Origin of the sequence: Undibacterium sp. Rencai35W, from assembly GCF_049340185.1 — a bacterium.
Classification (GTDB): Bacteria; Pseudomonadota; Gammaproteobacteria; order Burkholderiales; family Burkholderiaceae_D; genus Undibacterium.
Genome location: NZ_JBMPPC010000010.1, coordinates 53640 through 79626, shown reverse-complemented (window position 1 = coordinate 79626; position 25987 = coordinate 53640). Strand labels below are relative to the sequence as shown.

Here is a 25987-nt window from a genome sequence, read left to right as displayed (position 1 = left end):
GTTTGACGAGATAATCGTCAGCAAAACGGCACCGCAGCTAGTCTCCGGTGCCGTTTTTTTATCTTTACCAAGCGGATTAAAAACTCAATGAACCGTATTTTTAATACCAGCCAAATTCTGTTACTGCGTGATCACTATGGATCGCAAGTAGATGTCGAAGTCGTGCAGGAAACAGGGTCGACCAATGCGGATTTGCTGGCCAGAATTCACCATTTGTATGCACCTGTCCTGCGTGTCGCCGAGAGTCAGACCGCAGGACGCGGTCGCGCCGGACGCGTCTGGCACTCGGTACCCGGTGGCATGCTCACCTTTTCCCTGGCATGGCGTTTTACCAAAAGCGCACAAGCTTTGTCTGGCCTGCCGCTGGCAATAGGTGTGGTCATCGCCGAAGTGCTGATCAGCTTAGGCGTACCAGTGCAATTGAAATGGCCTAACGATGTTCTCAAAGAGAATAAAAAGCTTGCAGGTATCCTGATCGAGACCGCAGCGGACCATGTGGATGACGATGCGATGTGGGCGGTCATCGGAATAGGCTTAAATTTACGCGTACCCGATGCCTTGGAAGTGGAAATCGGACAAGCGGTAGCAGACGCGCCCTGGCTGGCGCAGATGGACAGGAATCTCTTGTTAGCTCATTTGTTAAATGCCTTAGCAAGAGCGCTCGGTGAATTTCAGCAGCAAGGATTTGCTGCGTTTATGATGCGCTGGAACGCTTTGCATGCTTATGCGGGGCAAGCGGTCAAAATAGTTGATAGAGGCGAGGTCTTATACGAAGGAGCAGCGCTTGGTGTGGATGAGTCAGGATGTCTGTTGCTGCAAACAGAAGCCGGTCAAGTCACCGTGCTTGCCGGTGATGTATCCTTACGTCCGCTTAGTTGATTAGGCTTTTTAGCTGCAAAAATATGGAATACGAAGGCTGGATGCGGCTTTTAGAGGCATTTTGTGCTAATAGACGCATCTGGATTGCGGGTTCACTTTTAGGAACTTCAAAAAACCTCCATATTGAAAAATTACATCGATAGGACTGAACAAAACCAAGACCTCTCACCACAGAGACACGGAGACACAGAGAAAAGACAGGACTACGCAGTTTCATCGACTATCGACTGTTGACTAAAGGGTTTTTAGAAGCTCCCTTTTGACCATTTCTGTTGATAAGGCTGAGTTTGCCTATCTGAGTGAACGATAGAAATTGTTTGCTTTTTCGCTTTCTTCTCTCAGGAGTAAAGAAATTTTGGTTTATGTGTAAGTCCTGATAATGACAACATACTTAAAAAGGTCATGCCACCATGCTGTTATTGATTGATGCCGGCAACACTCGCATTAAATGGGCGATACCGGAGATGTCCGGCACACCGGTGGCGTTGCCGCCGGTCTGGCAGCATCAGGGTTCTGTCAGCCATGCCGAGCTCGACAATCTGGCCGTGATTTTGCGCCAGTTTGTCATTACAAAGATCCTCATTTCCAATGTTGCAGGAGCGGAGGTCAAAAGCCGTATTGCCGACCAGTTAGCCTTAGCCGTCCCCAAAGTACAACCTGTATGGTTCGCGTCATCCGGCTATGCAGCCGGTCTTCATAATGCCTATCTTCAGCCTGCTCAGTTGGGGACAGACCGGTTTGCCGCCGCAATTGCCGCACACGCCTTATATCCAGGTCACAATCTTATCGTAGCGACCTGTGGTACAGCGACCACGATTGATGCGATCAGTGCCGACGGCATATTTCATGGCGGGATGATTTTGCCCGGTCTGAAACTCATGGCAATGTCGCTGGCCAAAAATACCGCACAGTTACCGCAAGTCGCAGAAAGCATCAACCTGGACAATCTGTTTGCCAACCACACAGAGACCGCGATTGTCAGCGGTTGTATCAATGCGCAGACCGGTGCGATTGAGAGAGCAGTCGCCAGATGGGCAATTCAGCGCCAGCAAGACGTGATCTGTCTCATTTCTGGTGGCGCGGCAACATATCTGCTGCCCCATCTTGGCATCTCCTGCCAGCATGTGGATAATCTGGTCTTGACCGGATTGGCGCTCGTCGCCTCATCGACGAACCCGCCCGGCGACGTGCCTGCTATTGCGGTGCTCCCTAACGAGAATTGATAAACCTATGCTGAGATTTTTTTTCTGGAGTTTGCTCGTACTCAACGCAGCTCTGCTGGCGTTCAATTTAGGCTATCTCGGTACCTGGGAGATGGATACGCACGAGCCACAGCGCATGACGAAGCAGCTCCAGAGCGATCAATTGCAACTGATCTCGGCCAGTCTCGCCATGGCGCCCTCTGAAGTTCCTGCGGAGAAAAAGAACGATATCGTCGCTTGTCTGGAGATCGGTAATTTCCCGCAAACAGATGCACCAAAAGTCGAAGATAAACTGAAGACTCTCGCCTTAGGTGACCGGCAATCGCGTATTAATGTGACCGATGTCGCGACCAATATGGTATTCATTCCATCGCAAGGTAGTAAAGAAGGTGCAGAGAAAAAAGCCGGCGAATTACGTCGTCTCGGCATTACCGATTTTTTCATCGTACAAGATCAGTCAAACCTGCGATTTGGTATTTCGCTAGGCGTGTTTAAAACGGAAGAAGCAGCCAAAGCACATCTCGCCAATTTAAATAACAAAGGCGTACACAGCGCCCGCATCGGCCCGCGCACCATTACCACCAACAAGTTCGCCTACCAGCTGCGCGCCCTGAATGCAGATGAAAAATCCCGCTTTGATGTCATCAAACTCGATTTCGCAGGACAAGAAGTCCGCAACTGCCAGACCACACCATATAGTCGAAATTAAGTCCTGGCAGGGGCGTGAGATTATTTGAGGTACGAATTTTACTCATGCTCTTGATGTGCTGCAGTGTCCTTGTTTTTTTGCAAGTGTGCGGAGCCAGGTCTCCATCAATTTGTAGACAAAATTAACGCATACTCCTAATTTTGCTTAGCGGCACATCTGCTTCAGACACAATCCTGGCATTAGTCTTGCATTCCAGTAATCACTGGTCACATTTGACTCTGTACGTTCAATTCTTGTGCATTTTTCACTGGCATGTCATCGAGCTGGTCCGATCAATGGTGTTTCAATTCGCATCGCCCAAAAATCTGTACAAATAGCGCCTTTAGGTGTTGCCGGAACGACCAGCATCAGTGATACTTTATTGCAAATAAAAAATATTAATTTTTCTGCACAGTCATACTGTCCTGATGTCATAGCATGATTCTGGATTTGCTAAAGAAAAATTCCAACAAGGTAAGGTAAGTAAGATGAATAAACTCCTTTCACAAAAAAGCCGGATTAAGCATTTTTCCAGACAGTTTCAGCAATCTGTAAAGGGCGATATCAGGCTGGACCGGACGCAGCTAATTGAGGTCGGGGGACGTTTAACGCCGGTGTTGCAACATGGTTCTGCCGTCATCAACATGGATTTTTCTCTGGTAGATGGATTCTTCAGACAGACGGGCACTGCCGCTACCGTTTTTGTCAAAGATGGCGATGATTTTGTGCGCATCTCTACGTCGATCAAAAAAGAAAACGGTGAGCGGGCGATCGGTACGCCGCTGGACCGTGCGCATCCTGGATATAAACGACTGATCCATGGCGAGTCCTACATTGGCTATGCGACCCTGTTTGGCATTCAGTACATTACACAATACAACCCGATCAAGGACGCCTCTGGCGTGGTTATTGGGATTTTGTTTGTCGGTATCAATGTCAGTAATCAGGCGCAGATGGGTATTAGCACTAAGGTGTCCCTGATGGCGTTTGCTCTGGTCAGCTTATTAGTGCTAATTTTTATCGCTGTCCTCAGCGGGAATCTGCAAGAACTCGCACCTCAGCAAAGCGAAAAAATTGCCAGCCTGCGTAACTGGGCAATGCTGCTAGCGATCGTTGCCGTCGGCGGATTGTCCGTGTTGATGAATAGCCTGATCAAGGCGATGGTCAGTCGCCCGTTGCAGGATGCCATGAAGGGGGCGCAAAAATTAGCTGCCGGTGATTTGACGATGTTATTGCATATCGGCCGTCGTGACGAGATTGGCCAGCTGATGCAATCGATCAATGGCATTGGCACAGGATTGACCGGCGTTGTCGGGAGCGTACGTAGCGGCACTGATCAGTTGACCGTCGTGACCAGCGAAATCGCCAGCGGCAATAACGATCTGTCGGCACGCACCGAATCACAGGCCAGTTCACTGGAAGAAACCGTTTCTACCATGGAGCAACTGACCACGACAGTAAAGCAGAATGCGACCAATGCACAGCGCGCCAATCAGTTGGTAGCATCCGCATCGCAAGTCGCCACGCAAGGGCAGCAAGTAGTGTCGCAGGTAGTCGATATGATGAGCACGATACAGCAGAGTTCGCGCAAAATCGGCGACATCATCGGGACGATAGAAAGCATCGCGTTTCAGACGAATATTCTGGCCTTAAATGCCGCCGTAGAGGCAGCCCGCGCCGGTGAGCAAGGTCGTGGCTTTGCCGTTGTCGCGTCGGAGGTCAGGAATCTGGCACAGCGCTCATCCGGTGCCGCGAAAGAAATTAAAACGCTGATCGACGAATCGGTGAGCCAGGTAAACACAGGTAATCAGCTGGTAGAAAAAGCAGGAAAAACCATGGGCGATATCGTCGTGTCAGTACATGACGTGGCCGAGATCATGACCCAGATTACCGCGGCCGGACACGAGCAGAGTGTTGGCATCAGCGAAATCAATCTCGCCATCGTTCACATCGATGAGATGACGCAGCAAAACGCAGCCCTGGTAGAACAAGCAGCAGCAGCAGCCTCCAGCCTGCATGAGCAAGCTGCCAAATTATCACAAGTGGTGGGCACCTTTAAACTTGCGCACGCAGTCCGCTAAGCGACTTTTCTGCTGCGCTGATCTACCTGCCTTTGCTGCAATTATCTGTGGTCTGCCTTCCTGGCAGACCAGATATCCCATGTTCTCTATAACTCCTCAGGCGCATCCTCTTTATGCTCTGGCTCATGGGTATTGAGCTACTTGGCCAGAAGAAATCAGAAGAAGTTTGTATCCCTACCGACTATGGATTATGCTGAAATCGCCAGCAAATCACGGCGACTATCCAGAACGATAAAAAGGAGACGACATGAAAATAGCATGCAGATATATTTTTGCGGTTTTACTCAGCCTACTCTTCACCCACACCACGTTCGCCTCGGAACATGGCTCAGCTCAGGAGGCAACGGACCTAGTGAAAAAAGTCATCACGTATTACAAAGCAAACGGTAAGGACAAAACTTTTGCGGAGATCAACGATCCCAAGGGACAATTTATCGTCAAGGATTTATATATTTTTGCCGGGGCGTTAAAGAGCGGCGGACCAACCATGGCACACGGCGCAAATCCTAAGCTGATCGGCAAATCGCTGGGCGATCTGAAAGATGTCGACGGTGTCTATTTTGTCCGAAAAATGAATGAGGTCGCCAACAGCAAAGAAGGCAAAGGCTGGGTCGACTATAAATGGCCGAACCCGACTACCAAAGAGCTGGAAAAGAAAAGTACTTATGTAGAGCGGATCGATGATCTGTACTTCGCTTGCGGTATTTATAAGTGATTCCGCAATAGCGACGCGGCTTCCAGGCCGAAATGCCTTGGGAAGCCGCGCCTATGCTATGTGTGCTTTTTTTATTCCTCTGTATGTACGTATTCTTTCCTTCCATTCAATCCCCTGACCTCCTGATAAACACCGGCCTGCTGCGTCAGGTCATCTCTGCGATCTCGCTGTCGTAAATATTTATTCGTTTTAAATTCTCACATTGCGGGAATCGGTCCTTGAAATTCTGGAATACACTGTTAGGATGAGATCTTCATCTGGCGTGTAATCCTATGAGCGTTCATCCTATTCATCAGGCGGTATTGAGTGCGATCCCATCAAGCGAGCGGGTGTTGCAGGTGCTGGTTTGTATTGCCCGGGCGGGGCAGAGCATGGCGGCACGTGACATCGCGGCGCAGACAGGTATTCCGCTGAGCACGGTGTATCGCCAGCTCGCGCCGCTGAAAAAATGGGGGCTGGTGCAAGAGCATGGACAGAGTGGTTTGTATGAGCCGGGTCCGCTGGCAATGCAGCTTGCCTGGGGTTTTGATCATCATTCGTATCTGATGGCGGAGGCTCGCTCAGAAATCGAGCAACTGGTGCAGCGTTCGGGTGAAAGTGTCGGTTTGTTAGTGCATGTGAACGGTCAGGTGATTTGCCTCGATATGCAAGAGAGTCAGCAAGCCCTGCGCTGTTCATTTACGAAAGGCAGTGCGAATTCACTGCTGCGTGGGGCATCCGCCAAAGCCTTGCTGGCCTATTTGCCGCAAGTGGTTCAGGATGATCAGATGCGTTCGCTTCCGGAAAAAGAGCAGGAAATATTGCAAGCGCAATTACTGGCAATACGCCAGCAACATTACGCCATCACTGAGAACGAAATCGATGAGGGTGTCTGGGGTGTCAGCGTACCGGTTTTTTCATCGAAAGATAAACTGGAAGCGAGTCTGTCCCTGATGGCACCTGTCAGCCGTGCCCAGCAACGCCATGCTGACTATATCCAGATGACCATGGCAGCGGCAGCGCGCATTGGTCAAAAACTACGCGATCACTAACCGGCATGAGATGAAAAGGAACTGCTGCAAACCCTTGAATCGATAGTTGATGGCTACCTTACTCCTGCTTTTCTCAGTGTCTCCGTGTTTCTATGTTTCTGTGTTTCTGTTGTGAGATGTCTTTTTTTTTTGCGTCAGTCCTGTCGATAGGATTTTTAATTTAGAGATGTTGAGGAGTTTCCAAAACAGAATTCGCAAGCAGGATGCGCCTGTTAGCATGAAATGCCTTGGAAAGCCGCATACAGTCTGCGGATTCTGTTTTTGGGGTGTTAGAGAAATTTTTCGTCAGTCCTGGCTAATGTATGGATAACAAGCCTAACAATAAATCTAGCAATGAATCCAGCAACGAATCTGGCAACGAGTAGCGATAACAAACGCAATACGATTTTTTTAGAGAGCATGACATCATGAATCCAGTTTTTCATTTTCATCAGGGCAGTGTGCCTTTATTGATTTCTATGCCGCATGCGGGGACAAATATCCCACCTGAGGTCAGCGCGCAATTGCAGCCAGTCGCATTTGAGAAGGCGGATACGGACTGGCATCTGCCCTTGCTGTACAACATGGTACAAGCGCTCGGAGTCTCGGTGATTCATGCCGAATATTCGCGTTACGTGATTGATCTGAATCGCTCCCCCGACGATAGCAATCTGTATCCGGGACAAGATACGACGGGCTTGTGTCCGGTTGATACCTTCGACAAACAAGCCTTATATCCGGCGGGTCAGACGCCCGATACTGCTGAGGTGCAGCGCCGCATTGCACGCTACTGGCAGCCGTACCATCAGCAATTGCAGCAAGAACTGGCGCGGCTCAGAGCGCAGCATGGCATTGCTATTTTGTGGGATGCCCATTCGATTGCTTCGCAGGTACCGCGTTTCTTTGAAGGGAAATTGCCGGATCTGAATTTCGGTACCGCCGATCAGCGTTCTTGTCATATCGGTTTGCAAGATGCGCTGGCAGATTGCCTGAATCAGTCCACGTCAGCACAAGCCTACAGCCATGTATTTAACGGACGATTTAAAGGCGGCTACATCACACGGCAGTATGGCCGGCCCGATGATCATATTCATGCAGTACAACTGGAAATGAGCCAGTGCATTTATATGGATGAGCATGCGCCTTTTGCCTACCGGCCTGATCTTGCGGCGCAGATACAACCCACACTGAAGCAATTGCTCACCGCCTGCGTTGACTGGGCTGCACAACAGGCAGGAGCGGGCGTATGAGCGGAAGTATCTTTGCCCGGCATGCCTATCTGCCGGACGGTTGGGCACAGAATGTGCGCTTGTCCTGGAATGATGCGGGTGACCTGATCGGGGTCAACGCGGATGTGCAGGCCGGGCCGCATGAGATTCAGGAAGACTATGTCGTGCCCGGTATGATTAATCTTCACTCGCATGCATTTCAGCGTGCCATGGCGGGGATGACAGAAATCGCGGGAGAGGGGCCGGATAGTTTCTGGACCTGGCGCGACCTGATGTACCGGACTGCATTGCGCATTACGCCGGAGCAGATGCAGGCGATTGCGGCGCAACTGTATGCCGAATGTCTGCGTCATGGCTATACCTCGGTATGTGAATTCCATTATCTGCATCGCGCACCTGATGGCGCTTTTTACGCAAACATGGCGGAGACGGCAGAGCGCGTGATCGCTGCGGCAAATGAGACGGGTATGGGTATCACCATGTTGCCGGTACTGTATAGCTATGCTGATTTTGGTGAGACGGCATTGCGTGATGACCAGCGCCGTTTTTCGACCAATCCCGAACAGATTTTGCAATTGGTGCAGCAGCTTGATTCTGCGCGTAACGCTCAGGTGGAAGTCGGTGCGGCACCACATTCTTTGCGCGCTGCCAGTACGACGCAGATACGGGAACTGGTTACGGCCTTACCCGTCAATCGCCCGGTGCATATTCATATCGCCGAACAACAAAAAGAAGTAGATGCCTGCCTCGCATATAGCGGTAAGCGTCCGGTGCAGTTATTGCTCGATACGCAGAATCTCGATCAGCGCTGGTGCCTGGTACACGCGACGCATCTGGATAAGGCAGAATTGGCAGCAGTAGCCGCGAGCCGGGCAGTCGCGGGTATTTGCACGACCACCGAGGCAAATCTCGGAGACGGGTTTTTTGATCTGCCAGATTTTATTGCTGCCAATGGACGCTTCGGTATTGGCAGTGATAGCCATGTATCGCAAAGTCCGATTGAGGAGTTGCGCTGGCTGGAGTACGGGCAGCGCTTACGTCTTCAAGGCCGCAATATCGCCAGTCAGCTTGGACAACGACGTGTCGGCGATTATTTATGGCAAGCTTGTTTGCAAGGTGGGGCGCAAGCGGCGGGTCGTCGTGTCGGGCAACTGGCATGTGGAATGCGGGCCGATTTTCTGGTGCTGGATCATCTGCATCCGAATTTGCACGGTTTGCCCGCCACGGAGGTATTGAATACCTGGATTTTTGCGGGCAACGACAATCTGGTCAGGGATGTGCGCGTTGGTGGTCGTCTGGTGGTGGAGCATGGACACCATGTGCTTCAGGAATCGATACAGGCTGCGTATCTCGATTGCATGCGCACCTTGAGATCTGTGTAGATTGTAATTTCAGACCATATGTAGCACGGGTGGATTGCGTTACCGCCACCCGTACTACCAATTACGCTGCCGTATCCGGAGTTTGTGCAGGCGCCTGTCCTGCTGCTGTCGATGTTGTTGTGATTGCTGTCATTGCTTGCATTGGCGATGTTGCAGGTAAATTGAATTGCGCCAGATACGTCGATTTCAGCGAGCCAGTTAAACCCATTTGCAATAATTCAAACGGCTGTACAGATTGCGGTACCGGTAGCAGGCGCTGCATGCTAATCGCTTGTCCTGGCGTCGCTTTGATGGAAAAGCCGCGATGAATCAAACAGGCGGCAATCCACTCTTCTAAAATCTCCAGTACATGATTACGCTTGCCTTGTGGCGATAAGAAACTGACGCCCTCAGGCTTGAGTCTCTCCCAGGAATCTTCGGGACGTAAGGCCATTTGTACCAGTTCGGTGAACGCTAATTTTTCAGGATCCATCCAGCTACCGGCGAAGCGTTGCCTGATCTGGGGTTGCATCACGGTTTCACCAAAAGTATCCCAGTCTGCCGGACTTAATTTGCTCTGATCGAACAGAAGATACCAGGCGTCCTCGGTCGCTTTTTCTCCGCCAATCAGATGCATACATTGGGACAGTGGCGGATAGCTTGGTTTTGCGCCAGGTACCAATGCGCTGACCCGTTCTGCTAATGACGGATGCGTGTCAAATTCAGAGCTCTTATGCGACTCTGCGTGCCTGATTGCGTTTTGAACCGCCGCACGTTTTACCCCGGGGCGGCAAAAGCGGCGGAAGCCTTCAAAAATCGGCATCCGTGCGCCGCGATTAATAGCTGGACCGAGCTCATGGTCGAGGTAGGTCGACCACATAGGGTCAATCAAATGGACTTTTTCCAGCGCGCTGCGGGTTGCCGCCGTGCCGAAATATTGCGCTGCTTGCGCATCGGCGGCATATTCTTGTTCACGCGATACGCTGGCGGATAAACGCAAAAACCATTTGCCGTAATAGCGAAACAGCAGATCCAGAAAAAACAGCGAATCGTCAAGATCGGTTACTGTATTCGCAATCGACATGCGGGTTCGGTATACCCATGGACCCAGGGACAAATCACCGCCGACAAAGTGACCGAATTCATGCGCAATGACGGATCCCAGCTCTTGCTCAGACAGCGTGCCCAGTAACGGTAAGCCTAGGCCGACTTCCAGCGATTTTATTTTGCCTTGCCAGTTACGCTTGCCGCTGATGAATGCGCTGGCAGCGCCGATCAGATGGATATTCACTGGTGCCTGGATGTGCAGTTTTTTCGCGATCTGTTCAACCATGGCATACAAGTCGGCTGCGGTGTCACGTGACAAAGGTTTGACGCTGGAGGCACTCTCTTTGGCACGCCGGCGCGGACGCAGTGAGTAGACCAGACTCAGTCCGGCGATGCCTGCCACAATGCCGGTAAATTGCAGTGACGAGCGATACGATAACTGGGCGAACGGTATCCACAGCAGGCCGCAGACCAAGCCGATCGCGAGTAGCCAGAAACCTAACCACAGGGCCAGAACCAGGCTCGCACGCTGTGCGATATTGGCGCGGCCGGGAGAAATTTTTTCACTTTTTTTCATAGACTTGGATGCTGTAACGATCATTTAATCTGGGATTTGCAGGGCTTCCGTCAAACATGACCGGTTGCCTTGCAGTTCTTCGCTGGAACAAATTTTTTGTATGCCGCATTGATCTGAATCGGTTTCATTGATCTAAACAACAAACACGACATACGTTCAGATAAGCGTTCATCACACATTAGCCTGGCCATTGGTTTAATGCCGTACTGACGGTGCCATGCAGAAGATCGGTTCTTGCTGCACGGGCGCGCAGAGCCGACCGTTCTGCCGCGGGTAACTGCGAATTGCGTGAACGGATCAGGTATGCGGCTGCTTGCACATCCAGGTCGATATCTGCCTCATCGAGCGATACCGCATCACCGCGCATAAACTGGCGCAGCAAGTCATCTTCGGATTTTGGCAGGCGTAACAAGCCCTTGATTTTATCGAGCACGATTTTGTCGTCGGTACGGACGGCTTCTCCGTACAGTAAAGTCAGCTGGTCGGTACCCAGTGAGCCGATCTGATAACGGGTGACGTCATGTGCTGCCAGCAAGGCTTTGGCCGGTGCATTGCGTAAGGCAAGCGCCAGTTTGACCGTCGGCGCCAGCGTGTTTTGCGGCAATATCGGTGCCAGTCCTGCTCGTACCCGGTAAAAATCTAAGGCGACAGAATTCTTTTCGTCACCCGGCAAAACTTTGAGATACAGCTCAGGGTCGGCACCAAAATATTTAGCGACCAGACCAAAGTCCGCGGCATGGCCAGCACGGTTATTCGCGGTCTTGTCGCGTACCGCTGCATTGAGCAAATTCATGGCATCGAATCCCTTGCGCTGAGCTATCAGCAAGCGTACTTCCAGATCGATTAAGCGGTCTGCGTCAATGGCTGAAATCTGGCGCAGGCGAGCCATGTCGCGGATCGCATTCGGATAGTCGCCGTGGACTGCCCGGCGCCAGATCAGGCTACGCAGGATGTTCGGATCTTTCGGGAATCTTTGTGCCAGTGCCTGCATTGCGCTGATACCTTGGGCTCCGGACATCAGCGAGGCGTACAGATATTGTTCACTTGCTGAATCGGGCTGCAGTCGGGCGCGCTCCGCATATTCTGCCAGCAAGGTATCATGCTGGCCGGCTTCGTCGCGCATGTCTTGTACCATCCGCTCATAAATTACCTGGCCGGGTTTGGCTTGCATGACGCGCTGTGCAACACGCATGCCTTCTTTGCTTGATACGGCCTCCGCAGCAAGGATCGCGGTACTCGCATAACGCATGTCCCAGTCGTGCAATTGCGCCAGCGCTTCTGCCGCTTTCGCCATGTCTTTTTCGTGTCCCTGATCAAACGCATAGCTCATGCAGGCCATCACGCCGGGCGTATCGCCGCTATGAATGATCGTCAGATGATTCACGCTGACACTGGTCTGGTGCTTGCTCATGCTGATGGTATTAGGTGGTTCTTCAAACGCATATTTGATGTTGTCCAGCTCCAGAAAACGCTTGCCGCAATATACGGTTTGCGCGCCACCCGTATCGGGACTGGCGGGCGCAGTTTTGCTGTAGACGATCGTGTTTTGGACTAATGGCGCGGCACCGGCAATATTCCAGATCGTATAGCGCTCGCTGCTGTTGAGGGTTTCGTCCAGCGTATCGATAACACCTGGGGGACCTGCGGTGGCGACACCGTGAACCCGGCCGGCCTTAAGGTTAATCGTGGCTTTTGCCTGTGGTGCCAGGTTCATTGTCTGCCGGTCAAAACTCACGCTGACCGGGACGTCGAAACCATTCAGTATCATCAAATCCTGGGTATTCGATTCATGATAACTATGCGCTGCGCCGGATAACACTAGAACGACAGCCAGCAATGCGAGTCCGCGTGTGTATAGCCAGCCGAGAATGCCCAGAGGAGCGCGCGCATAAATTTGCCACTGACGGGTGCCGGTACTTTTCACCACATACGCCCCCAGCGGCACCAGCGGAATTGCGAACAGAATGACGAAGGCATGCAGTGCGATATAACTGTCGTCCAGGTCTTTTTCCGCCTTGCCGATAAAGCCAAATCCGACGGAATTAATACTGCCCAGCGAGGGTTTGCCTTTCAGCGGTTTGGCAAACAGGCGACGCTCGCTCGTTAGCAGGCGCAAGACATCATTGTGCTGCGGCAGGCGACGGAATAGTTTTGCCAATACCAGCGCCCGATAGACTTTAAAAGTGTCGCCGGACTCGATGGCGCGACTGATTTTGGGATCGTCAATCAGGGCGTTTAGTTCTGGAACACGTTGTAGTAATTGGGCAGGATCTGCTATCGACATGGACTTGATCGGTAATGAAACGTTGGAAAAACCTTAAAAATACCCCTTGAACGTCACACGCGCCTCGCTTGGTCAGGGAGATCTGGTATCAGCAGTACGATGTGGAGGGGTAACGGAGTTATTGCTCATGATGCAAGCTGTAACAAAGTATCAGCAAGGTACCAACAAGCAACAATTTACACAATAGGCCAGCACCACGATTGCTGCCCGGATACGGTTTTTTGATGTTGCAAAGCGATAAGATATTTCGCCGCTGAGTGCGGCATGCCTTATTGATCTGCTCCTGATTGCATTAGATGGGCGGGATAAATAGCCGCTATCTGCCGGATAAACCTTGCCAGGAATGCAAAGTGGTTCTATCGCTGTGCCTGCCGCTACGATTCCGGTGGCAATTCGTTCGTATCTTTTTCACTAGTTTTAGTGATTAGTATTTATGTAGATTAGTTACATTTAATCGTGTTATTTCCTGCAAATTTTCGCATATGCAGCATGGAAAGTTCGTTGAGGTCAATGGAATTTATTTGTAGTTATGCTACATTAATCTCAGGAAGTTGCTAATTTTCTTACGGGTAATCCCTCCTGCCATCTTCCTTGACGATCATGCTGGCCTGATCCGCGCCACGCATTTCTTCGTTCTCACTGTTGCATCCCGCAATCTGCACACCGCAAAGACGGCTGGCAGCTTACGGCGCTTTATTTGTATTTTCCACACATTGATAAAAATTTTGGAGTAGACATGAGAACCGATACAACTGCAACACCCCGCCGTTCGCTAGTCAGGCGCACTTTGCTTGTCAGCGCTTTGGCAATGAGTAGCCTCGGCGCGTCTTTGCCTGTTCAGGCGGCGAATTTTAATGCCAAGGACACATCGGTACAGATGTTCCGCTGGAAATGGAATGACATCGCCAAGGAGTGTACGAATTTTCTTGGGCCGCAAGGCTACGGTGCGGTACAAGTATCGCCGCCGCAAGCCTCTGCGAGCCTGAGTGCCTGGTACGACGTGTATCAGCCGGTGAACTTCACTTCGCTGAAAAGTAATATGGGTACCGAGGCCGAATTCCAGAATATGGTCAATACCTGTCATACCGCTAAAGTCCGCGTCTATGCGGACGTCGTAGTGAATCACATGGCGGCCGGATCCGGTACAGCAACTGACGGATCGACCTGGAATTCGACGACGCTGCAATATCCTAATTTCAGCAGCAGCGATTTTCATCCTGCCTGCGACATCCAGGGGAGTGACTACGACAGCAATCGCAACAATGTCATCGTATGTCGCCTGGTTGGTTTGCCGGATCTGAAGACTGACGGTACCTATGTGCGTGGTCAGGTAAAAAATTATTTGAATAAATTACTCGCCATGGGGGTTGACGGCTTCCGTTTCGATGCGGCGAAGCACATGCAGCCAGCCGACGTGCAAGCCTTTGTCACCAGCGTGGCCAGCACGACCAGCTCCGGTGAGCCGGTCTGGGTAACGCAGGAAATTATTTCTGACGGCACCGTGAATCGTGGTGATTACTTCCCGGCGGGAACAATCAACGAATTCAAATTCGCCGCCGCGATGCGCGAAACCTTCCGTGCGACAAATGGTAACCAGTTATCCCAAATCCGTACTTATATGGGGACGCCGGGCAATTGGGGCGGAACCTGGGGATTTGTCGATAGTGCCAAGGCGACTGTGTTCGTGAACAACTGGGACACCGAGCGCAACGGCGACTCGATGAATGCCAGCAATTTTACCGGCGTGACGAATGACACGCAGGGAACGAAGCGCTATGATCTGGCGAATATTTTCATGCTTGCCTGGCCTTATGGACATGCCCAGGTTCATTCTGGTTTTCGCTTCAGCAATAAAGACCAGAACGCGCCATCTGCGAGTCCCTACGATGCCAGCGGTAATCCTAAGATCAACGTTGATTGGGACTTTATCCATCGCTGGTCTGACATCGCGAATATGGTTGCGTTCCGTGCTGCGACTTCCGGGCAAGGGGTTGGCAATTTCACTAACGGCACAATCAACCAGATCGCGTTCAGCCGCGGTGCTAACGGATTTGTCGCGATCAATAATGAGGCCTCTGCATGGAATCCGTCGCTGCAAACAGGCTTGCCAGCAGGGACTTATTGCAATGTCGCGCACGGTCAGCTGAATGCCGCGAAAACAGCGTGTACCAGCGATAGCGTAACGGTTGGCAGCAACGGTATTGCGGCACTGAGTATTCCCGCCAACGGTGGAGCAACCGTGCCTGCGGTGGCTTTGCACATCAACCAGAAAGTCACCGGAAGCGGCACTGGCGGTGGTGGCACGGCGTGCACGACGGTAGATGTTAAATTCCGCGTAGCGAATGCGAATACGGTAGTCGGTCAAAATGTGTATGTCGTCGGCAACCGTAATGAGCTCAACAACTGGACGCCGGTTACCAGCATGACGATAGAGGGTAGCGGCGCCAACGTGCCCTGGTCACGCACTGTACAGTTGCCGCCGTCGACCGCCATACAATATAAGTTCGTGAAGCACGGCGCTGTCGCTGATGTGTGGGAAAGTAATCAGACCACAAGCAGCGGCAATCGTGAAGCCGTAACTCCTGCCTGCGGTGCAGCGACGCTGGTGCTGGACGCCGGTAATTTTAAATTCTAAGTAGCAGATTATTTCAGATTATTTCCAGTTTACAGTCACTGCCTTAATGCATACCAACTTTGGATTTAAGGTCGTGACTGTTTTTTTCTCAGGCTTACCTGCGCTTCAATCGCCTGGCATTGTGGCCCGGAGAACTGAGTCTCCAGCGCATCCAGAAATACACGGGTTCTGGCCGGCATCAGGCGACGCCCGGGGAACACGGCAGACACCGTGACCGAGGGTAAGGTCCAGTCGCCTAATACCTGTACCAGCTCACCGGTTTTGACAAGTTGTTCTGCAAAATAATCCGATAGCATCGTAATGCCCACACCTGAGCGTGCCAGACGGATTAGGGTCTCTGGCGAGTTGGCTGTGGCACGAGCCGGTGGCGAGCCACGCCAGTTTTCTTCTCCACGGCTCAGCGACCAGATTTCCGGTTCGCCGGTGCGCATCAGAATACGCAGGCTATCGTGTTCCATCAGTGCTTCGGGTTCGTAGGGCGTACCGCGTTTTTGCAGGTAGGCTGGCGCTGCATACAGACCGACCGTAAACACGGCAAGTCGTCGCGCTGCCAGCGTGGCATCATCTGCCAGTTCGCCTACCCGTATCGCCAGATCAAAATTCTCACCGATCAGATCAACGCGCCGTGCCGACAGATCAAGTTCTAAAGATATCGCCGGATACCGGCCGATGAATTCCGCCAGCAAGTGAGCCAATACATCATTCGCAAAATCATTCGGCATAGAGATGCGCAAGCGACCGCTGGGCTGAATTTGCCGGTGCTGCGCTAGAGCCATGGCTGATTCGACTTCGGCGGTAACCTGATGCGCATGTAATAACACCGCATGACCAAAATCCGTCACGCTGAGTTTGCGTGTTGTCCGCAAGAGCAGGCGCTCACCTAACTGAGATTCCAGCTCGGTAATCCGGCGCGATAAGGTCGATTTCGGCAAGCCCAGCCGCTCCGCCGCACGGCTAAAACTGCCCTCATCCACGACGCGGGCGAACAGCAATAAATCATTGGCTTCGAGTTGCATGGGGTCTCCAAAGTACGTATATATCGACGCTATTGTGCCATCAGTGGGACAATCATATCCATTTTATGGTCTTCTGCTTTGATTTCGGAACGTATAAAGTGAATCCATCGCATCACAGCGACTAAATCACCGAACGAACATACTGACAAACGAACCCAGCGTATTTACCGAAAAGGATCCCATCATGAACATCTTGCAAATAAACTCCAGCGTCCGCGCTTCTGCTTCCCACTCCAGCAATCTGGCCAATACGGTCGTTGAGCGCTTGCGTGCTGCTGCGCCTGACGCCGCACTGACTGTGCGTGATCTTGGCAGCAACCCGCATCCGACATTGGATGGTGCTGCACTAGGCGCCTTGTTTACACCGGCTGATCAACGGACAGCGGAGCAAGCTGCCCGCGTTGCGCTGGATGATGTATTGATTGCCGAGATACAGGCAGCCGATACCGTTGTCCTCGCCGTGCCTATGTATAACTTTGGCGTGTCCGTCCAATTGAAAAACTGGATCGATGCCATTTCTCGTGCGCAGGTTACGTTTCGCTACACAGCAAACGGTCCTGAAGGCATGCTGACAGGTAAAAAAGTGATTGTGGTGTTAACCCGTGGCGGCTTGTATCGCAACACGCCGAATGATACGCAAACACCGTATTTAAAAACCTTCCTCGGCTTTTTGGGCATGAGCGATGTACAGTTCATTTTTGCCGAAGGGCTGGCGATGGGGCCAGATGCTGAGCAGGCAGCACTGACATCTGCCCGTGAACAGATTGCAGAAATTGACTTAGCCATAGCGGCATAAATCAGCCTGGCGCGACGTCAGAGGCGTTACTCATCATAAAACGTCGCGCCGACCACATACAAAGGAAATCCTCATGACATCAGCGACAATCGATACAGTAACAAGTAACACACTACAGCCAGAGATCGTGACGCAGGCGCGTGCGGTCGAGCAATTAGTGTTGGGACAAGCGACATCGGATGGTGATGGTGTCAAGCTGACTCGCGTATTGACACAAGGTTTGCAATACCGGCTGGACCCCTACCTGATGTTAGATGCCTTTGGTACCGATGATCCTCAGGACTATATCGGTGGATTTCCTGATCATCCGCATCGCGGCTTCGAGACCATCACTTACATGCTGACAGGTCGCATGCGTCACCATGACAGTGCCGGTAACGAAGGCCTGCTGCAAAACGGTGGTGTGCAATGGATGACCGCAGGTCGCGGTGTGATCCATTCTGAATTGCCTGAGCAGGAAGATGGCCGCATGGAAGGGTTTCAGCTCTGGCTCAACCTGAGTGCAAAAGACAAGATGATCGCACCCTGGTACAAAGATATTCAGAGTGACAGTATTCCGCAATTCACCACACCTGACGGCGCGACAGTCAGGGTGATTGCCGGTGCCAGTCATGGCGTCAAGGGGGCAATGCAGCGCGATATCACTGAGCCGCTGTATCTAGATTTGCATCTGGAAGATGGTGCAGTATTTTCGCAGGCAATGGCGGCTAGTATGAACGCTTTTGTCTATGTGTATCGCGGCGAATTGCAGATTGGTGAAAAGGCCGTGCCACAGCAACGTATGGCAATTTTGCGTAATGAAGCTCATAGCGACGGTGTGATCTTGCGCGCAAACGGAGCTAGCCGTGCTTTACTGATTGCCGGCCAGCCTGTAAAAGAAACCATTGTCCAGTACGGGCCGTTTGTGATGAATAGCCAGGCGGAGATTTTTCAGGCGATCAATGATTTCAGGGCAGGGAAACTGGCTGCTTAATTTGATTGCTTGATCTGATTACATAATCTGACTGCTTAATTTAATTGTGTAATCTAATTACTGTCAGCTAAAGAAATTCTATCCATTTTTTTGAAAGTAATAAAAATATGAACACATTACATCGTTTTGGTCCCTTACTTGGACGTATCCTGATCGCCCTGATTTTTGTTGCATCAGGTGCCGGCAAGATCGCCGGTTTCGACGGGACAGTGGCTTATATCGCCAGCAAAGGTCTGCCTCTGCCACAACTGGCAGCGATCGCCGCCATTATTGTTGAACTGGGTGGCGGTATCGCCGTGATCGTAGGATGGAAGGCGCGTTGGGCCGCTGCTGCGATGCTGGTATTTACGGTATCTGCTGCGGTAATTTTCCATAATTTCTGGAGTGTGCCGGCAGACCAGGCACAGAATCAAATGATTCACTTCATGAAAAATATCTCGATGATGGGCGGACTCTTATTTATCATCATCCACGGCAGCGGTGCGTTGAGTCTGGATGGTAGTGGTAAAAAATAAGACGATCAACCTTAGCAAGTAAGATATAAAAATTCCTTGAAGAGCATTGGCTGTTCAAGGGATTTTTGCTTTATTAGACAGAACGGCTTATTGTTTGATTTTCTTCCACCATCAGAGTCAACAGTATGCCCATTACCTACCGAGAAGCCACCATCGACGACATCCCCGTCATTATGGAAATTCGCTTCGCCGTCAAAGAAAATGTCTTGTCTAATCCAAACGCCGTTACGCCAGCGATGTGTATCGATTATTTGGATAAACTGGGACATGGCTGGGTAGCAGAGATCGATCAGCAGGTAGTCGGATTTTCTTACGCCGCGTCTGAGGATAATTCCATTTGGGCGCTATTTGTTTTACCTGAATTTGAAGGCCGGGGTATCGGTAAGAATTTACTCACGCTTGCTACCGACTGGTTATTTCAGCGTGGTGCAGATCACATCAAATTAGGTACGCAACCAAATACCCGCGCAGATCGCTTTTATGGATTGCAAGCTTGGGTGCGCGGTGAAATGAAAAATCACAGTGAAGTCAATTACACCCTCGACAGACCAGCATATTTCTTGAGTGATTAATCGTCCTAATCGTCCTAATCGCCTCAATTGACTTAGATATTCCGGAGTGTTTATGAACCTGAAAGAACGGGCAATTCATTTTCTGACTCTGGCGGCAACTGGTGATGTACATCAAGCGTATGCGCTCTATGTCAGCGATCAGCTGATTCACCACAATCCCACCTTTCCTGCCGGTGCGGCGGCATTGATGGACGCAATGGCTCAGAGTTTGGTAAGCCATCCACATAAGACGTTTGAGGTACAGAGAGCGCTACAGGACGGGGATCTGGTCGCTGTCCATTCAAAAATTAACATGCATGATCAACACCTCGGGGTTGCGGTTGTGCATCTGTTCAGATTTGCAGATCAGCGTATTGTCGAGCTATGGGACATAGGGCAACCTGTACCCGAGACTTCGCCGAACGTACATGGTATGTTTTGACTTCTTCTTCCGATATCAAACTTAAACAATGTTATGAATGCTATCAATGTTATGAATGAACGTACGATGAAAACCTATCGGGGTAGCTGTCACTGCGGCGCAGTGCGCTTTGAAATCATCACAGATTTCCCAGAGTTAACTCAGTGCGATTGCTCTATCTGCCGCAAGAAAAATGCGCTGATGGTGAAAGTGCATGAGAGTCAGTTCACGCTACTTGCGGGTGAAGAGCATCTGACTGAATATCAGTTTCACACCAAGACGGCACGACACTTTTTTTGTAAAACCTGCGGTATTTATCCCTTCCATCGTAAGCGCGTCACGCCTGACAATCTGGGTATCAATGTGTTTTGTCTTGACGACTTTGATTCTGACGCAATACCTGTGCGTAGGGCTAAGGGTGCCGCGATGCTTTGATCTGCCGGAGAGGTAATTGGTTTGATGGAGTAATCATATGAATTACTACAATACATTTATTGCTGTCGCCGCGGATACCAAAACATCTCATGGAATGCCGCCACCAGTCCGTTCCGGACAAAAATCAATTGCGGTTCTGGAATATGAATTGGTTTTCCCTCAAGCGTATCTCTTCACACAAGAGGACGTACAGTTTGCTGTGTATGTGCAAAGGCATGGTCTGGCAGATGAGGTGCTCAAAGAAAAACGCGGGCAACTCTGGCAAGATTTTTTTGCCAAACCGATGGCATGTATGCGCACCTCTCCGCTTGCTAAGAGCTATGGTTGGGGTTTGCATTTCAATCCGGCAGGTAAGCTGGCGCTGGTGCCTGTGGAAAGTGCGGAGTATCAAAAACTTATCGCCGATCAGTCGATAATGCAGACGCGTGCGATGCGTAGTAGGCGTGAATAATAGTTACGAATAAATAGTTGAACTAAGGTGGAAACGCTGAATGAACACAGAGTTACGCAGAAAAATTATTGCGATATGTGAAGCAAAAATTGCGGCCAAAGGAGCTCATGTCGGATTGTCTTTTTACGCTTTTTTTGCGAATAAAAACGATAATCCGGCTTTGTTAATGGAGGTTGCCGAGTGGTGGATTAAGACGCATCAGCTTGATCATTTTGAGAAAGCAATCAAAATCAAGCAGATGGTCGAGATGATGAAATAATCGCCTATTGATAAAAAAAGACGGCACATACGGGCCGTCTTTTTATAGATCGATCAATGAGTTCTGATTGTTTTATGCTTTACGCACACGCAGTTTTTCTGCGGCCTCGCGTATCATCGTTTCGGTCGTCGCCCAGTCTACGCAGGCATCGGTGACCGAGCAGCCGTATTTGAGTTGCGACAGATCATCGGGGATCGCCTGATTGCCCGCCATGATATTTGATTCAATCATCACACCGACCAGCGCTTTGTTACCGTTCACTACCTGATTGATGACGTCGGCCATGACCAGTGGTTGCAGCTCCGGCTTTTTGTAGCTATTTGCATGTGAGCAGTCGACGACCACGTTCGCAGGTAGTTTTGCTTTGGTCAGAGCTTGTTCTGCCATGGCGACCGAGACCGTATCGTAGTTCGGCCTACCATCGCCGCCGCGCAGGACAACATGGCCATGCGGATTGCCGCTGGTGCGTACGATGGAGACACGACCCTGACCGTTCAGGCCAAGGAACGAGTGGGGATGCGATGCAGATAAAATCGCATTAATCGCGATACTGATATCGCCATCGGTTCCATTCTTAAAACCGACCGGGGTTGATAAACCGGATGACATTTCTCGGTGGGTTTGTGATTCCGTAGTTCGTGCGCCTATGGCGGTCCAGGCAATCAGGTCACCCAGATATTGCGGAGAGATTGGGTCCAATGCTTCGGTACCGGTTGGCAAACCAAGTTCGCAGACATCGAGTAAAAATTGACGCGCTTTTTCCATGCCCTGATCAACGCGGAAAGAGTCATCCATGTAGGGATCATTGATGTAGCCTTTCCAGCCTGTCGTTGTTCGTGGTTTTTCAAAATACACACGCATCACCAGCAATAACTGGTCTTTCACTTCATCTTGTAAAGCTTTCAGGCGACGGGCGTAATCGAGTCCAGCGACCGGATCGTGGATAGAACAGGGGCCAACGACAACGAACAGACGAGGATCTTTACGCTCCAGAATATTGCGTAATTGTTCGCGACCTTCATTCACGACGCTGGCGGCGAGTTCTGTCAGGGGAAGCCGGGCATGCAGATCCTCTGGCGTCGGCATCGCATCAAAGGAGGTAACGTTAATATTTTCTAAATCTTGGCTGTTCATAGGCGTCAATGGGGAAATAAATAAGCAATAGATAGCCCTATTATCGCGCATGTTTTGTGCAAGGCACAAATTGCCTCAGTATGACCCCATCAGATGTGGTATCCGACGCACGGGTTTCAGGCAAGTCTTTGAGATAGGTCTTCATGCGTTAGCCCTAAGGCTCTGTTATTTCCCCAGATTATCATGGTCGCAAATCAGGGACGTACTGAAAAAGAGGCCTGGCAGGTCCATGGGCAATGGAGTGTGATACCGCTTGGCGTAGCAGGCCTACGCTAAGAAAAAATGGCTGCAAACGCAGGTTGAAGGCTATATTATCGAATACTCGTAAAGACGAATAGCGGAGAAAATAGCGGAGAAATATATCGTGAAATATATGGTGAAATATATGGTGAAATATATAGCGAAATATGTCCTCGACCATTTCACCCAATCCCTGTAAGTCTGACCGATCAATCAATCACTGGAACTAAGCACATGATGACAAAACCCGGACGCTTGCCTGCTATCGATGTATTGCGCGGTTTGGTAATCGCTTTGATGGCGCTTGATCATGTGCGTGACTTCTTTGCGCCGACACCGTTCAATCCTCTCGATCTGACGCAGACCTCGGTCGGCTGGTTTTTTACCCGCTGGATGACGCATTTATGCGCACCGACCTTTGTCTTGCTGGCAGGTGTGTCCGGATTTTTACGGGCACAAAAATTTGATCGACCAGCGATGGCGCGTTATCTGCTGAGCCGCGGGGCGATGCTGGTTGTGCTGGAGCTGACATGGATTAATTTCAGCTGGCAATTTGGATTCGAGAGCATCATGTTGCAAGTGATCTGGGTTCTCGGTGTCGGGATGATGTGTCTCGCTGGCCTGATCTTTTTGCCGCGGCCCTTGATTCTGCTGATCGCCGCTGCTTTGCTGTTGCCGCATAATTTACTCGATCAGTTTCATCATCCTGATCCGAGTTTGTGGATGACGCTGTGGCACCAGGGCGGATGGATACCGTTGGGCGAACATTTTGGTATCTTTGTTCTTTATCCTCTGATGCCATGGATAGGTTTGATGGCTGCGGGTTATGGCATAGGCCCTTTGTTTTTGAAATCGCCTGCCGAACGTCAGCGTGGCTTATGGCTTGCCTCCATCGGCTTATTGTTGCTGTTCGTTGCTCTGCGCAGCGGTAACTGGTACGGCGATCCCGAGCCATGGACGATGCAGGCGGGCGGCTGGGTGCTGAGTCTGATGTCGTTTTTAAAGGTACAAAAATATCCACCGTCAGTGCTATATCTTTGTGTGACTTTGAGCATCAGTTTTGCGCTGCTGGCCTTCATGGATCAGCGAGTCAAAGGGGAAGTGCCTGTTCTGTCTTTATTTGGTAGCCATCCGCTGTTTTTTTATTGCGTGCATGTGGCATTGATACATGCTCTGGGCTGGATCACGATGCAGACTTTGTATGGCGGACAGGTTCAGTTTGATGCCGGTAAGCAGATTGTCCCTGCCGGTTACCATGCCTCGCTGCTGATGTGCTACGCGGCCTGGTTTGTTGTTTTGGTGTTGATGTATGGGATTACGCATCGCTGGGCGATCTGGCGCCGTCAGCCAGGCTAATCTTGCGGCTAGCGACTAGGCTTTCCAGGTTCTTTGTAAGCCGGTATCCGTGTGAATCCAGCCGCCTTTTGCGCTGGGGCGGTAGTAGAAACCGACGCCGCCCTGACGGAAACTGCGTATCAATTCTCCCAGCGCCTCTTCATGCAATTTGGCGATACGGATATCGGCGGCCCGGCCTTCCAGATGCAGGGATTTTCTTGCGGCCGGTATGCCTTCTTCTATCAGACGTTGATTGGATTCCGGGGTGCGATATCCTGACAAGACTTCGAGCGGATTTGTCATCCCAAAGCGGGCGATAAACGCCTGAGTCGCCCACAAGGTTTCAATTAATTTTGGATCAATGGGGGCGGTTTTTTTGCCATTTACGTCACGCAGGATATGACAGAGTTGTTCATACGCAGATGCCTGAACCTCGCCATCTTTCCAGTACAGCAGTTTGGTGCGCTCACCGCTGGCTGGCCGGATCAGGTCAATCGTCCGTGGCTTGACCCAAAATTCAATGTCCAGCGCCTGTGAGTCAAACAGATCTGGCGGCGGTTCCATATCATGCGACTTTTCCTTCGGCTTGTCCTCTGCTAATCCAATCAGCGGGCGGGTGCCGATCATCACACCGGCAGCGGTCAGCATAAGAGTTTTTTTTAATAGGTTACGTCGGGATTGCATAGAGTTTGTATGTGAATATGGGACGGGAATAAAACGCTGTAAGTAATATGCTACGGATGTCAACGAGTCATGAGACTAGACAAGTTTTTTATTTAATATTTTATCGACTTTACTACAACGCAGCCGGAACGCATCTGGCATACCCGAACCGAGTAAAGGGCGTAAATACAGCCGGAACGCATCAGTCACATCAGTTCCCTCCGGCGTAATAAATTCATCATCCATGACCCGTGTTTTGCCTGCGACGGCCTCCAGCGGGAGCAGCTCATAATCAACGGAATAAAAGCCAGTGCGTTTGATCGCGACAGAGCCGTCACGCTGACCCCACATCGCAAACTGCACAGCTTTTTCTCCTACTTCGCGGGCTTCACGCTGATCAACATCAGAGACGCAGCCGATAAACGAGCGTTGCAGATAGCCAAAAGTATCACCACGGACGCGTTTGATATTCAGTTTTGATTTGATTTCTTCGCAGAGCAAATCTGCCAGTGCACCCGTGCCGGATAACTGCACGTTGCCATGCGCATCATGCTCCAGTTCTTTAGCGAGCAGGCTTAATATCGGTGTACCTGAGGCATCGTGTATACCTTCAGAGACGGCAACGACACAGCGGCCGTGACGCGTATACGTGCGTTTGACGTCGGCTAAAAACTGGTCAATGCTGAACTCACGTTCTGGTAAGTAAATCAAATGTGGACCGTCATCTGGAAATTTTTTCCCCAACGCCGAGGCGGCAGTTAAGAAGCCCGCGTGCCGTCCCATGACTACACCGACATACACACCGGGCAGCGCCGCATTATCCAGATTCGCGCCAGCAAATGCCTGAGCCACAAAGCGCGCTGCCGAAGGGAAGCCAGGGGTATGGTCATTGCCAACCAGATCGTTATCAATCGTTTTGGGAATATGGATGCAACGCAGCCGATAACCTGCTTTTTGCGCTTCGAGGCTGACGATGCGCACCGTATCGGAAGAGTCATTACCGCCGATATAAAAGAAGTGCTCGATCTCATGTGCCTGCAAGACTTTAAAAATTTTCTGGCAGTACTCTGCATCCGGTTTATCTCGGGTAGAGCCCAAGGCAGAGGACGGCGTACCGGCAACCAGTTCCAGATTATGGCTGGTCTCCTGGGTCAGATCGATAAAGTCCTCATCGATAATCCCGCGCACACCGTGAAGCGCACCGTAGATGCGCTCGACCTGCTTGAAGCGCCGGGCTTCCAGCACAACGCCGACCAGCGATTGGTTAATGACCGCAGTCGGGCCGCCGCCTTGTGCCACCAGAATCTTGCCTGACGCCATGCTGATCTCCTTGTATCGGAATACGGTCTGTCACCGAGTGTATCTTGCCATTTCTACAAAATAGCGGCAAGTCATTTTCTCTCTGTTTTACTGGCACTGTTATGACCGCTTTACGCTTAACTGTATCTGTCAGCCTGACTGCGCATCGTGGCACAATGAAGGGATGATTT

General features: G+C 50.9%; 24 protein-coding genes. 18 read left to right on the top strand and 6 right to left on the bottom strand.

The features are described 5' to 3' along the window. Window positions 1-87 precede the first annotated feature (87 nt). From ACO0K3_RS18360 to ACO0K3_RS18325, 8 genes are all read left to right on the top strand, one after another. Window positions 88-879 carry a biotin--[acetyl-CoA-carboxylase] ligase gene (locus ACO0K3_RS18360; protein WP_422987120.1) on the top strand — a complete coding sequence of 264 codons (792 nt, stop codon included), beginning with the start codon at window positions 88-90 and terminating at the stop codon, window positions 877-879. A 410-nt stretch (window positions 880-1289) separates the two neighbouring features. Next, window positions 1290-2102, top strand: a complete 813-nt coding sequence (locus ACO0K3_RS18355) for a type III pantothenate kinase (protein ID WP_422987118.1) — start codon at window positions 1290-1292, stop codon at window positions 2100-2102. Window positions 2103-2109: 7 nt separating this feature from the next. Next, window positions 2110-2790: an SPOR domain-containing protein gene (locus ACO0K3_RS18350; protein WP_422987116.1), complete on the top strand. Its 681-nt coding sequence runs from the start codon at window positions 2110-2112 to the stop codon at window positions 2788-2790. Window positions 2791-3257: 467 nt separating this feature from the next. Further along, entirely contained in the window at window positions 3258-4850 is a 1593-nt protein-coding gene (locus tag ACO0K3_RS18345) for a methyl-accepting chemotaxis protein (protein ID WP_422987114.1), read from the top strand. Window positions 4851-5097: 247 nt separating this feature from the next. Next, window positions 5098-5565, top strand: coding sequence for a cache domain-containing protein (locus ACO0K3_RS18340; RefSeq protein ID WP_422987112.1), 468 nt, complete (start codon window positions 5098-5100; stop codon window positions 5563-5565). Window positions 5566-5837: 272 nt separating this feature from the next. Next, the gene (locus tag ACO0K3_RS18335; protein ID WP_422987110.1) at window positions 5838-6596 is read left to right on the top strand and encodes an IclR family transcriptional regulator; all 759 of its coding nucleotides are present in this window, start codon (window positions 5838-5840) and stop codon (window positions 6594-6596) included. Between the two features lie 407 nt (window positions 6597-7003). Continuing rightward, window positions 7004-7825: an N-formylglutamate deformylase gene (hutG, locus tag ACO0K3_RS18330; protein WP_422987108.1), complete on the top strand. Its 822-nt coding sequence runs from the start codon at window positions 7004-7006 to the stop codon at window positions 7823-7825. Next, complete coding sequence (locus ACO0K3_RS18325; RefSeq protein ID WP_422987106.1) at window positions 7822-9186, top strand: formimidoylglutamate deiminase; 1365 nt, start codon at window positions 7822-7824, stop codon at window positions 9184-9186. The genes hutG and ACO0K3_RS18325 overlap by 4 nt, the downstream gene beginning before the upstream one ends. A gap of 61 nt (window positions 9187-9247) precedes the next feature. On the opposite strand, the gene ACO0K3_RS18320 is transcribed toward ACO0K3_RS18325, so the two are convergent. Both ACO0K3_RS18320 and ACO0K3_RS18315 read right to left on the bottom strand, forming a co-directional pair. Continuing rightward, a complete protein-coding gene (locus tag ACO0K3_RS18320; RefSeq protein ID WP_422987104.1) occupies window positions 9248-10789 on the bottom strand; it encodes a M48 family metallopeptidase in 1542 nt (513 codons plus the stop codon). Window positions 10790-10967: 178 nt separating this feature from the next. After that, window positions 10968-13073, bottom strand: coding sequence for a hypothetical protein (locus ACO0K3_RS18315; protein ID WP_422987102.1), 2106 nt, complete (start codon window positions 13071-13073; stop codon window positions 10968-10970). Window positions 13074-13809: 736 nt separating this feature from the next. Between ACO0K3_RS18315 and ACO0K3_RS18310 the strand changes: the two genes are divergently transcribed. Beyond that, on the top strand, window positions 13810-15708 hold the full coding sequence (locus tag ACO0K3_RS18310; RefSeq protein ID WP_422987100.1) for an alpha-amylase family glycosyl hydrolase: 1899 nt from the start codon (window positions 13810-13812) through the stop codon (window positions 15706-15708). Between the two features lie 65 nt (window positions 15709-15773). Here ACO0K3_RS18310 and ACO0K3_RS18305 read toward each other — a convergent pair whose 3' ends face one another. Further along, the gene (locus ACO0K3_RS18305) at window positions 15774-16724 is read right to left on the bottom strand and encodes a LysR family transcriptional regulator (protein ID WP_422987098.1); all 951 of its coding nucleotides are present in this window, start codon (window positions 16722-16724) and stop codon (window positions 15774-15776) included. A gap of 184 nt (window positions 16725-16908) precedes the next feature. Here ACO0K3_RS18305 and ACO0K3_RS18300 point away from each other — a divergent pair, with 184 nt between their 5' ends. The 8 genes from ACO0K3_RS18300 to ACO0K3_RS18265 all read left to right on the top strand — a co-directional run bounded on the left by ACO0K3_RS18300 (window position 16909) and on the right by ACO0K3_RS18265 (window position 21125). After that, complete coding sequence (locus ACO0K3_RS18300; RefSeq protein ID WP_422987096.1) at window positions 16909-17520, top strand: FMN-dependent NADH-azoreductase; 612 nt, start codon at window positions 16909-16911, stop codon at window positions 17518-17520. Window positions 17521-17593: 73 nt separating this feature from the next. Beyond that, complete coding sequence (locus ACO0K3_RS18295) at window positions 17594-18493, top strand: pirin family protein (RefSeq protein ID WP_422987094.1); 900 nt, start codon at window positions 17594-17596, stop codon at window positions 18491-18493. Window positions 18494-18600: 107 nt separating this feature from the next. Then, on the top strand, window positions 18601-19008 hold the full coding sequence (locus tag ACO0K3_RS18290; protein WP_422987092.1) for a DoxX family protein: 408 nt from the start codon (window positions 18601-18603) through the stop codon (window positions 19006-19008). A gap of 125 nt (window positions 19009-19133) precedes the next feature. Continuing rightward, on the top strand, window positions 19134-19580 hold the full coding sequence (locus tag ACO0K3_RS18285) for a GNAT family N-acetyltransferase (protein WP_422987090.1): 447 nt from the start codon (window positions 19134-19136) through the stop codon (window positions 19578-19580). A 52-nt stretch (window positions 19581-19632) separates the two neighbouring features. After that, the gene (locus ACO0K3_RS18280; RefSeq protein WP_422987088.1) at window positions 19633-20001 is read left to right on the top strand and encodes a nuclear transport factor 2 family protein; all 369 of its coding nucleotides are present in this window, start codon (window positions 19633-19635) and stop codon (window positions 19999-20001) included. 66 nt (window positions 20002-20067) lie between these two features. After that, on the top strand, window positions 20068-20415 hold the full coding sequence (locus tag ACO0K3_RS18275; protein WP_422987086.1) for a GFA family protein: 348 nt from the start codon (window positions 20068-20070) through the stop codon (window positions 20413-20415). 37 nt (window positions 20416-20452) lie between these two features. Beyond that, a complete protein-coding gene (locus tag ACO0K3_RS18270) occupies window positions 20453-20866 on the top strand; it encodes a DUF6157 family protein (protein ID WP_422987084.1) in 414 nt (137 codons plus the stop codon). 40 nt (window positions 20867-20906) lie between these two features. Next, window positions 20907-21125: a DUF6500 family protein gene (locus tag ACO0K3_RS18265; RefSeq protein WP_422961791.1), complete on the top strand. Its 219-nt coding sequence runs from the start codon at window positions 20907-20909 to the stop codon at window positions 21123-21125. 72 nt (window positions 21126-21197) lie between these two features. Here the strand turns inward: ACO0K3_RS18265 and ACO0K3_RS18260 are convergent, their stop codons facing one another. Then, entirely contained in the window at window positions 21198-22259 is a 1062-nt protein-coding gene (locus tag ACO0K3_RS18260; protein ID WP_422987082.1) for a 3-deoxy-7-phosphoheptulonate synthase, read from the bottom strand. A gap of 474 nt (window positions 22260-22733) precedes the next feature. On the opposite strand from ACO0K3_RS18260, the gene ACO0K3_RS18255 reads away from it, so the two are divergent. Continuing rightward, on the top strand, window positions 22734-23855 hold the full coding sequence (locus ACO0K3_RS18255; RefSeq protein ID WP_422987080.1) for a DUF1624 domain-containing protein: 1122 nt from the start codon (window positions 22734-22736) through the stop codon (window positions 23853-23855). 15 nt (window positions 23856-23870) lie between these two features. Here ACO0K3_RS18255 and ACO0K3_RS18250 read toward each other — a convergent pair whose 3' ends face one another. Both ACO0K3_RS18250 and ACO0K3_RS18245 read right to left on the bottom strand, forming a co-directional pair. Beyond that, a complete protein-coding gene (locus tag ACO0K3_RS18250; RefSeq protein ID WP_422987128.1) occupies window positions 23871-24398 on the bottom strand; it encodes a YcbK family protein in 528 nt (175 codons plus the stop codon). 195 nt (window positions 24399-24593) lie between these two features. Then, window positions 24594-25817: a 6-phosphofructokinase gene (locus ACO0K3_RS18245; protein ID WP_422987078.1), complete on the bottom strand. Its 1224-nt coding sequence runs from the start codon at window positions 25815-25817 to the stop codon at window positions 24594-24596. Window positions 25818-25987 lie beyond the last annotated feature (170 nt).